This window comes from Candidatus Auribacterota bacterium (genome assembly GCA_026392035.1).
Lineage (GTDB): Bacteria > Auribacterota > Tritonobacteria > UBA1439 > UBA1439 > JAPLCX01.
This window is the reverse complement of the sequence record JAPLCX010000096.1, coordinates 1-14,761: the sequence shown is the minus strand read 5'-3', so window position 1 is coordinate 14,761 and position 14,761 is coordinate 1. Positions and strand designations below refer to the sequence as shown.

Annotated in this window: 7 protein-coding genes; all 7 read right to left on the bottom strand. The window is 52.3% G+C overall.

The annotated features are described in order from the left end of the window. Positions 1–208: 208 nt before the first annotated feature. Positions 209–673 carry a hypothetical protein gene (locus tag NTX71_10345; protein ID MCX6340295.1) on the bottom strand — a complete coding sequence of 155 codons (465 nt, stop codon included), beginning with the start codon at positions 671–673 and terminating at the stop codon, positions 209–211. Beyond that, a complete protein-coding gene (gene mreC / locus NTX71_10340) occupies positions 670–1,488 on the bottom strand; it encodes a rod shape-determining protein MreC (GenBank protein ID MCX6340294.1) in 819 nt (272 codons plus the stop codon). Before mreC ends, NTX71_10345 begins: the two co-directional genes overlap by 4 nt. Positions 1,489–1,496: 8 nt before the next feature. After that, positions 1,497–2,534: a rod shape-determining protein gene (locus tag NTX71_10335; protein MCX6340293.1), complete on the bottom strand. Its 1,038-nt coding sequence runs from the start codon at positions 2,532–2,534 to the stop codon at positions 1,497–1,499. Between the two features lie 549 nt (positions 2,535–3,083). Next, on the bottom strand, positions 3,084–4,679 hold the full coding sequence (locus NTX71_10330) for a PQQ-binding-like beta-propeller repeat protein (GenBank protein MCX6340292.1): 1,596 nt from the start codon (positions 4,677–4,679) through the stop codon (positions 3,084–3,086). A 131-nt stretch (positions 4,680–4,810) separates the two neighbouring features. After that, positions 4,811–9,295, bottom strand: coding sequence for a fibronectin type III domain-containing protein (locus tag NTX71_10325; protein MCX6340291.1), 4,485 nt, complete (start codon positions 9,293–9,295; stop codon positions 4,811–4,813). Positions 9,296–9,814: 519 nt separating this feature from the next. After that, entirely contained in the window at positions 9,815–11,545 is a 1,731-nt protein-coding gene (locus NTX71_10320; protein MCX6340290.1) for a PQQ-binding-like beta-propeller repeat protein, read from the bottom strand. A 533-nt stretch (positions 11,546–12,078) separates the two neighbouring features. Further along, entirely contained in the window at positions 12,079–13,842 is a 1,764-nt protein-coding gene (locus tag NTX71_10315) for a hypothetical protein (protein MCX6340289.1), read from the bottom strand. Between the last annotated feature and the right edge of the window lie 919 nt (positions 13,843–14,761).

The following is a 14,761-nucleotide window of genomic DNA, read 5'->3' as shown; positions in this document are numbered from 1 at the left end:
CTTGCACAGAGATTGTACACTTGTTCTTTTCGCCTTTGGATGATTATCAGTTTTGCAGGGGTAACGGTAAATGATGTTCGCCACGGATTTTCACGGATAACCACACGGATGGCCGCAGATGAAGCTTTCTTTTCATCTGTGAATATCCGTCATAATCCGTGTTCATCCGTGGCCCCCCTCTATAAGTGACCCCTTACACCCTTCTCGCCTACTTCATCGCCGCGCTCCAGACCTTGAAGAGCGGCGGCGCCGCGCACGCATTGAGCACCGCGCTTTTCAAAACGCCGCCGATCTCACCATCAAGCGGCTGCCCAAGGATCCGCGATATCAGGTTGTAGAGGAGCCAGCCGATGATCGTGCCCGCAAAAGCGAGACCTGATTGAGTGGTCCAATGGCTGATCCACAGCGAGTGACGGATCCTGTTGACGATAAGGGAGATGGCGACGAACACCGCAATTGAATGGCCGAAACAGTCCGCTGAAAATGCATCCTTGAACATGCCGGCACAGAGCGCGAGCGCGAGCGCAGCGCTCTCTCCGACGAGCAGGGCGCCGCAGATCACACACACAAGAGGGAGGTCAATCCCGAGATGCACCCTGGCGAGGGAGAGGCTCCCGGCAACCTGGAGGCTCCCCGCGACCACAAGGATAAATAACCCGAGAACAAACCTCACCTGAGTAAATCGCCCTTCTCCACCGCATGGTCAATGAGGACAAGCACCTCTTCAAGCGTGCTGAAGTTGACACCGGGAGAGATATCCGCGCAGGTATAGAGGCCATACTCCCCCTCATACACCCCGATGCACTCCCCGACGTAGAGCCCCTTCGGATAAATCCCTCCCATCCCCGAGGTGAGCACTCTGTCTCCGGCGCGTATCTCCGCGCGGCGCGGGAGGTAGCTCAGTCTGCACGTATTGAATGAGGTCCCCTCCAGCACGCCATTTTCCCTCGTGCGCTCGACGACGCTCCCGATCCGGCTTCGCTTGTCAACGATGAGCAACACCGTGCTCATCTCGGGGGCGCTCTCGACGACTTTTCCCACGACCCCCTCGTCGTCGATCACCGCCATATCAGGCCTGACGCCATCCCGCGTCCCCCTGTCGATCACCACACCGCTGTACCAATGGCGTGCATCCCTTCCGACGACCTGCGCGGGTAACAGCCTGTGGCTGCTGGATTCTTTGAAATCGAGGAGGCGGCGCAATCTCCGGTTCTCATTTTTTAAATCGCGCAATTCGGCGACCTCGCGCGAGAGTTCCTTCGCCTTCCACCGGAGCGCGATATTTTCCTCTTTCAGGCGCCCGCGGGAATTCCACCTCACCCCGAACAGCCGCGCACCGCTGATCAGGGAATGCTCCAGATTGATGAAGGGTGAGAACGCCCTGATGATCACAACCCGTGATCGGGAGGAAACCTGATACGGCAGGGAGAGGGAGAGGACTATAATGGCTCCGGCAACAGCCACCCAGATAACATTTCGACTGACCATTCGCAGGCTTATGACCCCTGGCGTTTCGCGGGAATGAGTTTCTGGAGGAAGTAGAGTTCGTCCAACACTTTCCCCGTGCCGAGGGCGACCGTCTTGAGCGGCTCCTCAGCCAGATGGACGGGGAGGCCCGTTTCCTCGGACACGAGTTTGGGAAATCCCCTGAGCAGCGCACCACCCCCCGTCATGATGAGACCGCGGTCAACGAGGTCCGCAGAGAGCTCGGGGGGACAGCGCTCCAGGGTAATCCGTATCGCTTCAACGATTGTGGAGATGGACTCAGAGAGCGCCTCTCGTATCTCTTCCGAGGTGATCCTGAGGGTCTTGGGGAGGCCCGCGATCAGATCTCTTCCCTTCACCTCCACTGCCATCTCTTCCTTGAGGGGATACGCGGACCCTATGGAAATTTTTATCTCCTCGGCGGTGCGCTCCCCTACCATCAGATTATAATTCCGCTTGAGATATTGAGCGATCGCCTCATCCATTTCATCGCCGCCCACGCGGACGCTCCTGGAACACACAATCCCGGCGAGTGAGATGATCGCCACCTCGGTAGTGCCCCCTCCCACATCAATGATCATGTTCGCGGTGGGCTCCTGCACGGGCAGCCCCACGCCGATGGCGGCGGCCATCGGCTCTTCGATGAGATACACGAGGCGCGCCCCCGCCTGCTCGGCGGAGTCCTTCACCGCCCGCTTTTCCACCTCGGTGATACCCGAGGGCACGGCAATGACCACGCGCGGCGCGACGAGGGCCCTCCGGTTGTGAACCTTGCGAATGAAATACCTCAGCATGCTCTCGGTGATATCGAAGTCGGCGATCACGCCATCTTTGAGCGGACGGATCGCCGTGATGCTCCCCGGGGTTCGCCCCAGCATCCTCTTTGCCTCCTCACCCACCGCGAGCACATTGTTCGTACCCGTCTGCACCGCCACCACCGAGGGCTCCATGAGCACAATCCCCTGCCCCTTGACATACACAAGGGTATTAGCGGTCCCCAGGTCAATCCCTATGTCGTTTGAAAAAAGCCCGAGAAGATATCCAAACATGATGAGGCTCCAGGGCGAGTTAGCTTCGCAACGTATTTGTTTGCACCTGATCTTTCAGATTAGCCTGATTTTCTGTAGCGCACCCTTCAGGGTGCGGGTATCAATCAGCTTAATCAGGTGCCAATGTTATTGAAATTCCGAGGCAGCTAAATTAAAAATTGTTCCCCCGCCTGATTGTAGATGGTGCAAGTTTATCTGAAAGCGGCATCTTCCGCAACTTCTTTTTGAGCCGATTGGCAATGGAAGTAAGTGTGACTCCTCACGGGCACAAAAAGGAGGGAGCCGACTAAGGCTCCCTCCTAAGTGCAGGCGGGGGCGACGGGGCAGTAAAGCAGGGATAAGGGATTAGGGAATAGGAAAAATGTTTCTTTAGCTTCTCCCTTCCCCCTAATCCCTTATCCCTGAAGTAATGGCGGGCATGACGGATATCCCAGAGCGTTGACAATTATTGACGTAGTAAGGATATCATTCAAAACCGTGCGGGATGGACATCGGAGAATATGTCTGTGCCAAGGCCATCCCTGACGGAAATACGTTGACTACCGGCTGCTATTGTATCGTGAACTTCGAGCTCACGTCGAGGAAGGCGTCGGCGCGGGTCCGGTACGGCTTCGTGGCATCGAAGAATATCACCGCAAGCTCATACTCCCCCTTCGGCGCACCCGTGGGGATTGTCTTTGACATGAGCTGATAGGTGAATCCGGCCGGGAGCTTTTTCACCTTCCGGGCAAGAGGTCTGACCGGCCTATCCAGCGTCCTCGCATTCAGCATCCTCCCATTAGGCAGGATGAGCACCGCGTAGACATCGAACGGCGTCTCGATCGGCACGTTCACCTTGAATGTCGCCACGAGCTGCTCCCCCACCTTGAACGATATGCCGTTGAGGACATTCTCCGCGGGGGGAACTGGTGTTGCGGTTGAAGTGGAAGGAGGACTCGTCGGCGTTGAGCTCGGCATTTCGGTCGGCTGGTGCGTGGGAGTAACGGTGGGGGTATGTGTCGGAGTTGGAGTCGGCTGCGTCGGCGTAACTGTAGGTGTGGAACCTTGAGATAGGCAATAGACGTTATTATCCCATGAGCCAAAATATATCCTACGATCGCTCCCCAGTGCGGGAGATGAAACTACAACCGAAGCCGTCTTATAACTCCAACTGAATGAGCCGGTTGAGTTGAAAGAGTAAAGATAATAACTATCAGCGCGAACGTATACCATTCCATCATTCCCCAGGGCTAATGAGGAAAAGGTTATCCCATCATTATTAGCTTTATAACTCCAGTTGAACAAGCCAGTTGAGGTGAGTGCATAGAGATAATTGGAATCAACATATATCCCTCCATCACTCCCTAGCGAGGGAGAGGCAGGGATACTTCCGGTCAGATAGCTCCAGTCGAGCAAGCCGTTTGAAGTGACGGCATAGAAATTATAATCTTCAGAGCTGGCATAAACCGTCTCATCACTCCCAAGAGTGGGGGTACAGGATATGTAATTCATAGTCCCGTAGCTCCAGTTGAGCGAACCGTTAGAGTTGAGTGCGTATATATTGTTATCCCATGAACCGAAATACACCTTTACGCCACTCCCAAGAGCGGGGCAAGCGGACACAAACCATCCGGTCCCATAGCTCCAATCAAGCGAGCCATTCGGATTCAGGGCGTAGATCTTATTATCATCTGATCCAATGAATATCCTACCATCGCTCCCCAATACCGGGGAGGATTCCACATCATTTCCAGTGACATAGCTCCAGCTGAGCGAACCGTTAGAGTTCATGATATAGAGATTCTTATCACCAGAACCAACATATACCCCTCCATCACTCCCTATCGCCGCAGAGGAATCCACACGCCGTCCAGTCGCATAGCTCCAAGCAAGCAAGCCGGTTGAGATAAAGGCATAGAAATTTGCATCTTCCGAGCCGATATAAACCTTCCCATCACTCCCAATCGAGGGAGAAGGATCTATCCAGTCTCCAGTCATATAACTCCAGTTGAGCATAGGCAACGAAGGCCCTGCGTACTCGCTCTGACCCGTGTGCCGCGCATCATGGTGAAACATCGGCCATGGGGAGTTGGGCTGAAGCTGTGCGAAGCAAGTGATAAGAGATGCTAGCACGAGGGCGGAAATAACCAACAGGGTCTTTTTCATGGGCTCTCCTTTCATTTCGTTCGAGCCGGCGGACCCGTTTGATCTGTTTGAACAGCTAGGACCGTCAAATCGTATAAAACATCTAGCTGATCAAAGGATTCAAACTGTTCAAACCGTTCAAACTGATTTAGTCATTCTATCGTGAACTTGGCACTCACATCCAGGAATGCGTCGGCGCGGCTGCGGTAGGGCTTCGTGGCATCGAAGAACACAACCGCCAGCTCGTACTCTCCCTTAGGCGCACTGGCCGGAATCGTCTCTGACATGAGCTGGTAGCTGAATCCAGCGGACAATCTTTTCACCTTGCGGGCAAGTGGCCTGACCGGCCTTTCCAGCGTCCTCGCGTTCAGCATTGTCTTCCCGTCGGGCAGGATGATTACCGCGTAGACGGTGAACAGCCTCTCGATCGCTGTGTTCAACCTGAACGTAGCCGTGAGCCGCTGTCCTGCGCTGAAAGCGGTGCCGTTGAGCTCGGTCACCGCCGTCGGTAGGGGCGTGGGCGTTGCCGTGGGCACAGGCGTATCCGTTGATTCCGGCCCCTGTGTAGGCATCCTAGTCGGCGTCGGGGTCACCGTCGGCGTCATTGTCGGCGTAGGCGTCACGGTTGGCGTGCGTGTCGGCGTCTCGGTTGGGGTCGGCGTCAGGATCGGGGTCTCTGTTGGAGTTTCTGTGGGAGTTGGTGTTGCTTCAGGTTCCACCGAAAGTATGAAATCCTGTAACGCGGATAGTCCTCTGCAATCACGGACCATAAGACTTACTGGGTGGTCGCCAATATCGTTATGTCGCGGTTGCCAGACAATATGCTGTGTTCTGTTCTCGACGTTCATTCCGGCAGGCCCGGTCAGGATTCCGACGATAATCGGATGCCCCTCAGGATCAACAGCTTCCACCGGGTATTCGTATAGCACCCCTTCTGTGGCTAGTGTGACTGGCGAGGATAAAAAATACGGGGGAATATTTACCGGATCCTCTTCTGGAGTGGCAGTAACTACCGCAGACTGAGCACCCTGTACGCCCTTTTCATCATAGGCTGCCACTGCAAAGTGATATTCTATACCTGCGGTCAAGTCACTGACAGTCCACCTAGTTTCCCCTGCCACGCTGAGAAGCACGGGGTTACCCTCCTGTCCGGTCGCCCAGTACGAAATCTTATAGCCAGCAACATTTGGCTCCCCCACCGGATCCCAAGAGAGATGCACCTGCTTCTTGCAGGGTAAGGCAACCAGATTTTGCGGGGCTGAAGGTTCGTCCGGGTTAACCATCGTCACTGTTCCCGGACTATAGGAAACTACAGGCGCATTTACTCCGTCGTCTATTACAGCATAGACGTAATAGGTGCCTGATGGAACCCCCGTTGTATCCCAGGAGTATTGATTTGTAGCATCATCCTCTTCAATACCCGATACAATAAGTGTGCCATCAACCCCTTGGTTATCGTTATCATAGAATAGACTTATCTTGGCTGAGCTATCGGGATCGTGATCAGTCCAGCAGATTGTGTAAATCTGCTGACCGCTTTGTGAGCCGTCCGGGGCGGTCACCTGAAGCATCGGGGCGCTGTTTGCCCCGCGCAACTCTATTTGGTATTGCCCTATTCCTGTATCGTTAGTTAAATCCACCTGCCAGAAACCAGCCTCCGGATTTTTAATAACATAGTAGGCTTCTCTCTGGGCTGCGATTTTTACATACGTGATGGTTACATCATCGGCATCCTGGGGTCGTATGCGTGTTCCATCAGGTCTCACGAGTTCCATTTCTGTATCATTTTCCGCCCATGTCGCCCGGAAAATGACTTGCTCCAAGCCCACAGGCAGATTGTATCCTTCCACAATGCCACTGATCACACTCCTGTCGTTTTCAACCCGGACGAGTCTTCTCTCAAGTGGGAACTCCAGTGGCGGGAGGTTCAGTCCTGCTGCAAAGTGACCTTCCTTGTCAAAGGCGAAAGTTACTGTAAGGATACCCACTTCCACTTCACCCTTCACATAATCATTTGTGAAGTAAACATCAATGCCGACGGGAATGTGCATACCGCCGATGAACGGTGTCCCTTCTGGTACTTCAAGAGAACCATGCGCTTCACCTGTGAGATTCCCCCCATGGTCAACCTTGATGTCTCCATTACCATCAAATATATCTATAAGGTTGATTTGCCCATCTGCATGGAGCCCCGCTTTTACATGTCCAGGGACACCGTACTCGACCTCCATATTGCCAATTTGGTACCCCTCAAATTGATCGTCAACCTCAAACACAATTACTTCTACCGTCCCATAAAAATATCCGCTGGTATCTATTTTCATTCCCCCTATTACCTTGGCGAGATGCACCTTGCACAAAGGATCAGGGGTTCCAACAACGAGAGCCGCAATAATTATGACTGGCGGATTATTGTAGCCATATACTCCCCCGCCGATACCCTCAAGGAAAAACGATGTTGTCCCTATGGGAAAACAAAGCCCGTCACGTATCACCAAGACAAAACTGTCAATTCTATTCTCGATAATTTTAATTTCGGTTTCGGCCTCGAACAGGTTCTTTACATCCAATATCCCCTTCGCCGAATAGTTCCCCCCCTCCGTATCAATATATAATAGCGTATTCTTGAGACTCCAACTTGTCGCGGGTATAAGTATCTCACCTGGAATATCAACAGTGGCAACTATATTAATCCCCTCTGTTTGCGTCACAGTGAAACTCTCGATATGCGCTGATATTCCTTCTCCAAGAGCTTTTGGCATTATGATATCGCCGGAAAGTTCCACGCCATCCTCGATCAAACGGATCGAAGATACCGTCACCTCGAGCTCTTTGTCGATCTTGAGAAGCGATAACCAATCTTGCAATCCGGAAGTGAGTCCTTGGGCTGCATCAAACTCAAAATGCCCGTTACAGAGATCAATTGTTCCAATATACGGCGATACAATATAAAGCAGTCCGTCACCATAAACCTTGAGACTCCCGCCGCGCTGATCAAGGGTCACCGTGCCATTTATATGAAGGACATCATTGATCAGGATATAGCCTTCTGCTTGCCACATATCCTGTCCTATGGGGACAAAGCTATTTGCAGTTACTTTGAGAACCCCGATTTGCATTTCACCACCGCTCGGAGGCGGTTCTCCAGCGGTTACAATCACCTGGAAATTCTTTGAATCAGTATTCCCCGATTTATCACTAGCCGTTATGCTGCAGTCCTTGGTTCCCGATATCGCCTGGTTATTGATCGTAAGTCTGTAGGAGTAAATGCCGTCACCTCTCACGACATCTCCACCCCTCACCCCGTCATCATACATGACTTCTGTTGCCCCCAACCCAAGGTCAGATAAATTTGCAGTGACTGATTGGATATCATTGGAGGACGTCGCATCATAAATCATTGCTCGTATGACGGTGCTTTGGGTTCCGTCATTTGGGATACTTTGTGGGTTAAGACTTATATATTTTATTTCTGGAGAGTCAAAACCAGTTCCGATAGAATAGGTCAAATCATCAAAATAAGCTCCAAGACCACAATCATTGTGTATCGTTACTTTCTTAATGTTCCACTGGTCATAAGCTGCAGTATGAGAGAACCTCTCAGTCATGGAACTATCATAAATCTTTACGGTTGCTTCACTCCCATTGCGTGTTACTTCAGAATAAAACCAACTGTTCCAATAAGAACTGTCCGCGGAAGATATAACCCCGGAACTAACTCCATCCCTCATTATTTCAATCCAGAGTACCGGAGGAGTATACTTCATCCCTGTACGAATAAAATTCCCTCCATTCGTGGTATCATCAGCGTTCCAGAAAATCTTGAAAAATCCTGTGCTACCCTTTTGCTGCCACCAGCCTTGTCTAATAGTTTCAGTATTAGGCACAGTAAAGTCTACGTCAATGTGTATGCGAGAACTGCCAGAACATTCCAAACCGTAACTGCTATTTTTCCTAGCGGCTGTCGTAACATTCCATGTTCCCATATCCGGTACCCATGCCGGATTTGATGTCCAATTTCCATCCTCAAAATCATCAAATATCCTATTTGGAGAGGGGGCTAACCTAATGTTATCGATTATGAATTGAAACCAATCGTTTGTTGTTGAGGCCTTTATCGTTAATCGTGCTATGCCACTAATCGAAGACACATCAATTGTTTCATTCTTATAGTATGAATAAGTACCGTGTTGAGGATCCCCTGTAGGAACCCATATATTTTTTGCCCATAGCAACGTCGAGCCAAAGAAAATTTCCACTTTGCCTCCACCGTAAATATGCTCGTCTGTTGCAGCCCAATCAAAAATCAATTGGTTCACACCTGTTAGATCGACATTCTCCTGATACACCAAATTAGGCGTCGAGCCCATAAACGTATCAGCGTTGAAGTGCCATGCCTTGTTCCCATCAGTTATTGCAGGATCCCACGCGGGGTCTTCACCTTTCGATATTTGTTCCGAACTACCATTACCATGTTCTTCTATAATCCATGGAGTAGCATCTTCGAAAGAAGGGGATAATATTGCTGCAGTGGTGGTTTCGTTGGCAGCAAATGTCTCTGCACAGAATATAAACATCAAAGAACAAACCATTGTCAAGGGAGAGCGCACCGATTTAAGAAGTAAGATATTTCTCATTAGAACCTCCTCGCATTGCTATGCCATGAATAGTTGTTGATAATAAAAGCGCATCCGCGATTGGATGCGCTTGAAGAGTTTTAATACAATACTCAGATCGGCGGCCATAAAGAACTCCTTATTTCCGCTCTGGTTCTTATACTAAATCGGCATGCTCATCGTCAATAATATAGTTGACATATGCTAATTATTTTTGTATGCGCTCATAATTATCGTTATTAATGCGCGATCGTCCACATTTCGCCAATATTGTCATCATAGATTCCAGCACCTTTTATAGGCGTGCAAGCAACCTACAGATTTTTCACAGGGAGTTATGAATCTCTATATACTTCAGTTGCGAAAGACGGGTTAGTTGCCAATTCCCTTTTCAATCTTCATCAACAAGGTCAACGTGGAAGATCAATCACTCCCTTGCCAGGCTCTTCCCATGATCTTATCTGTGATTTTGGCACCAGGTTAGTTTTGAAACCCTATGGGCTATCCCTGATGAAAATACGCTGATTTCAAGCTGCTGTGCTACTGTATCGTGAACTTTGCGCTCACATCGAGGAAGGCGTCGGCGCGGGTCCGGTACGGCTTGGTCGCGTCAAAGAACACAACCACAAGCTCGTACTCCCCTTTCGGCGCTCCAGGTGGAATTGTCTTTGACAGGAGGGGGTAGGTGAATCCCGCGGGGAGTTTTTTCACCTTCCGGGCGAGCGGCTTGAGCGGTGTATTCAATGTCCTCGCATTCAGCATCCTCCCATTAGGCAGGATGAGCACCGCGTAGACATCGAACGGCGTCTCGATCGGCTCGTTCACCTTGAATGTCGCCACGAGCTGCTCGCCCGCCTTAAATGATGTTCCGTTCAACACATTCTCTGCCGTCGGCGCCGGTGTAGGCGTGTACGCTGGAGGCGTGGTCGGTGTCGCTGTCGGCACATGGGTTGGCGTAATCGTGGCGGTCTTTGTCGGCGTGGGTGTCGGCTGCGTCGGCGTCACCGTCGGTGTAGGAGTAATCGTCGGAGTTGGGGTGATGGTTGGGGTGTTTGTTGGAGTGGGGGTAATTGTGGGTGTAGAAGTTATAGTCGGTGTAGAAGTGATTGTGGGCGTAGGCGTGATAGTCGGAGTAGAGCCTTGCCTGATACAATAGAGGTTATCAACCAAAGAACCAACATACACCTTCCCACCAGAACCTATCGCGGGCGAGGAATATATATAGTGCCCGGCATGATAACTCCAGTCGAGGCTCGCGTTTGAATTGATGCTGTAGAGGCGAGTATCACACGAGCCGACATACACCCTCCCATCCGAACCCATCACAGGCGAGGAAGTTATGCCTGACTCGGTTTGGTAACTCCAGCCGAGGCTTCCGTTTGAATTGACGCTGTAGAGGTAATTATCAAGAGAGCCTACATACACCTTCCCATCGGAACCTATAGCGGGCGAGGATTCTATCCAGAACCCGGCTTTATAACTCCAGTCGAGGCTCGCGTTTGAATTGATGCTGTAGAGGCGAGTATCATGCGAGCCGACATACACCTTCCCATCCGAACCTATCGCAGGCGAAGATTCCATTATGTTGTCCCCGGTTCTATACCTCCAGTCAAGGCTCCCGTTTGAATTGATGCTGTAGAGGCAATAATCATACGAGCCGACATACACCTTCCCATCCGAATCTATCGCAGGCGAGGAATCTATGCCTAACTCGGTTTGGTAACTCCAGTCGAGGCTTCCGTTTGAATTGACGCTGTAGAGGTAATTATCAAAAGAGCCGACACACACTTTCCCGTCCGAACCTATCGCGGGCGAGGACTCTATGTCTCCTCTGGTTGTGTAACTCCAGCCAAGGCTCGCGTTTGAATTAATGCTATAGAGTCTACCATCCGTTGAGCCGACATAAACCTTCCCATCCGAACCTATGGCGGGCGAGGAATGTACCCACATCCCTGCTTTATAACTCCAGCCAAGACTTCCATTTGAATTGATGCTGTACAGGCAATTATCCCACGAGCCTACATACACCTTCCCATCTGAACCTATCGCGGGCGAGGAAGATTCTATTCCGATCCCGGTTTTATAACTCCACGCCAGAGACGGTATGGACGGTCCGGCATAGGGGCTCAGGCCAGTGTGCTTGGCATTTTGGTGGAACATCGGCCAGGGGGCGTTGGGCTGAAGTTGGGCTTGGGTGACATTCGAAAAGGACAATAAGACTAAACAAGACAATGAGAGAATGTCTAGTCCTTCAATAAATGACTTTTTCATGTATGACTCCTTTATAAGGTCGGGTAGAAAGCGCATCCCGATTTAATGGATGCGCATGAAGTAGCATTGTGCAATTTGCTCCAAGGGATTATCCTTGGGGGTACGATAACGAGTAGAAGAGTGGGACAAAACAGGATAGGTGTGAAAAAGCTATAACCACTCATTTCCCCCTCCTCGGTTCGCATAACGAAAGCGTATTCTAAATATTATAGCATAATCGCCACCAAATAATTGCAAATTTTCTATTGATGTACATTTCAGTGGGGTAATTCGGGGTAGTAGCCGCGGATGAACGCGGATATGGCCTACAGTTTAAAGTTGAAGGTTGAAAGCTTAAAGTGGTTTTTAGGCTTATTGCCTTACACGTTAGGCTGTTTTTACAATCTGCGAAAATCCGCGGCAAAACCTTATATAATCTGCTTCAATTTGATTATCTCCCCTCCCTCACTGAGGCATTACGCCGGTCGCGGAAGTCCGGAGAGAACCACCACGGTCAAGAGTTCCCCCTCGCCGACATCGGCGACCGGGGCCGGTCAAATATCGCTCATCCGAAGGATGAAGTACGAGTCAATCGTGTCTCCCATCACCGTGCTGCCAGCCATGACAGCGCGGAAAACCCTGAGTGCGGCGAAGATCCGGGGGAGATCCGCCTCGACCTTCTCCATCTCCTTCGCCTTCTCCGGATTGTCAGCCGTACCCATGAGCTTCTTCACCGCCAGCAGCCATCTCACCACGCCCTCACCCGCTCCAAGCGCCCGCTCGCAATCTATGTAGCTCAACTGGTTCAATCTCCCGGGGAGCACCTTCCTCATCTCGGCGAACTTCCCGCTCGATGGGAGCGCGCCGCGTGCGCCCGCTCCCACATCAATGATTGCCTGCACCGATGATCTGTCGAGGCCGGCGATGAGGTAGCGGTCACTGAGCGCATAGGATGGTGAGAATCCGGGGATCGGATACGAGAGGGTTTTGATCTTCTCGCCCTTGTATTCCTCGCAGCTGATTTCCGGCCTCAAGAACGCCCACGACTGCTGCGTGGTCTGCGTGGCGGGCGGCTTCGCGATGCGCCCCATCAGCGCGGTGAGCGTTTTATCCGCGGCGTCTTTATCCCTCACCGACAGTATCAGCTCAAGCCGGACGACGGGGAGAAGACCTCCCGCGACGACGTCCGAGAGCTGGAGGCTCATCTCCTCGCCCATCCACGGGAGCACGTCACGCTCGAAGTTGATACCAAACCTCTTTTCGCACAGAGACAGGATATTCATCGGCTGGCTCGGCCCCGCCTGCGCCCTGTACCATTTCCACGCCGTGCGGATGTTTCCCAGGCGCGAGGCGCTCACGGCAATGGCTCCCGCGGGCACATACCTGAGCAGATCCAGTTTCCCGGAGCCGCCATCGAAGAGCGCCCGCTGCTCCGCGCTCAGCCGCGCTGCGTCCAAGCGCGTATGGAGCTTCCCCACGAGGCCCTGATGCCGGTAGAGGTATCCGCCCCATGACATGCAGGGGAACCGGCCCATCCCTACCCTCGCCACCGCATCGGCGGCGGCAGAGTTTCTCTCCCTCATCCGCGTCGCGATTGCCGCCCCCAATCCTTGAAACTCATTTTCAATGGCTTTCATATCAAGGTAGGCACACCCGATGAGTGTGCCCGCACCACGGGGCGGCGCCCCGAGTCCCGCCTTGAACTGTTTATCTCCTGACAGCGGGCTCCCCCCCTTGCGTGCGCTCAGGTCAATTGCGGCCTTCAAAAGACCCATCGGATCGGATTGCGATACAACCGCAATACTGGTGTCGCCCCCTCTCGCATACACTCCCTCCAGCCCGACGAGCGCGGGGATCCGGAAGGAATAGAGCTCCCGCTCCCTGTAGCTGCCGACTGCCTTCCCGCCGAACCCTGACGTGACGAGCGCGAGGATCGCCTCCCCCTTCTCTCTTGTTTTGACAGCCGCGAGGATGGACCTGCCGAACCGGCTCTCCCTGCCGTAGATGGCCGCCGCCGCGTGCTCGCCAAGCAGGGCCGAGAAAGTCCTGAGTGCGGGGACCGGGGCGCCGCCGCGTTCAATTGTGGCGCGCGCCTCTCGCGTGAAGTCCCTCACGCTCTCCACGCCGTTCAGTTTCTTCCATGCATTCGAGCCGATCAGATCGTCAACGAGCTCGGCCCCTCCGCGCACGCCCAGATACCCGATGGCGCCTGCGGGAAACACGTCTGCAAAGGGGATTTCACGCGCCGCCCCGCGCACGAGCATGACTACCACGACCATGATGATCGTGATCACAACCACCGCCGCAACTTTTTTCATCTTTTCCTCTCCTGGCAGATGAGCGTTCACGCCCAGAAGCCCGATACCTTCCCGACATCTCCGGATACTTATTGCCGCATACTAAACCATCGTATGAACCCCGGTCAATCCGAATCTTATTCTGGATGATGCAGATAGTAGTGTGTACTTTTGTGAATACTGCTTTCCCCTGCCAAACCGTAGCGCACCCTTAAGGGTGCGCTACAAGAAAAGGAGCAAAGTCCCCACTTATTAGTCCACCATCTTATTCTGCTCGAGCAGGAACAAGATGCGAAGAACAGTGGTGACACAAGAGAAGATACGCCTGATAAAAGCAGTGTCTTCAGGCTCGACCATTACCTAAACAAGTGACCCCGCTGCCCTTTTCGTTGATTTTGGAAAAGGGGTTCCTTCGAGATGGCTATGCTATATTATAGTGCGTGAGTCAAGGCGGATGGTCTTGCCTGCCTGAGAATTATCCCGCCGCAATTTTTTTAGGATTGCCTCATTATCGTAATGTGCGGTCCTTGCTACGCATGCCCTAGCTTTTGAGCGCGCGCAATCCCGCCAAGGCGGGAAAAACAGCGGACACAAACAAGCGAAACCTAACTCACCTCAACCCCTGCTCCCTGCTCTACCTTACTGTTACCTCTGTTTCCTTAGTGTATAGTAAAGGTCTGGCCCGAATGGCGCTTACTTAGCCCATGATAACCCGCCATAACCATCACCGTATCAATGTATAGTAAGAAAAGGGCAAGCCGTCTATCCGCGCGCAGGATTATTCCTGCCTCGATCGTCCCATCCGCACGTAACAGTCAGCGGTTTTATGACCCGCTCTTTCGTTTCGGAACCCCTGAGCCGAAAAATAGTATGATGCGTTCAGACAAGACGCGCGTCTGATCCAGCTTTCGCGCCAATGCGCGATAGCGACGAATGGCAT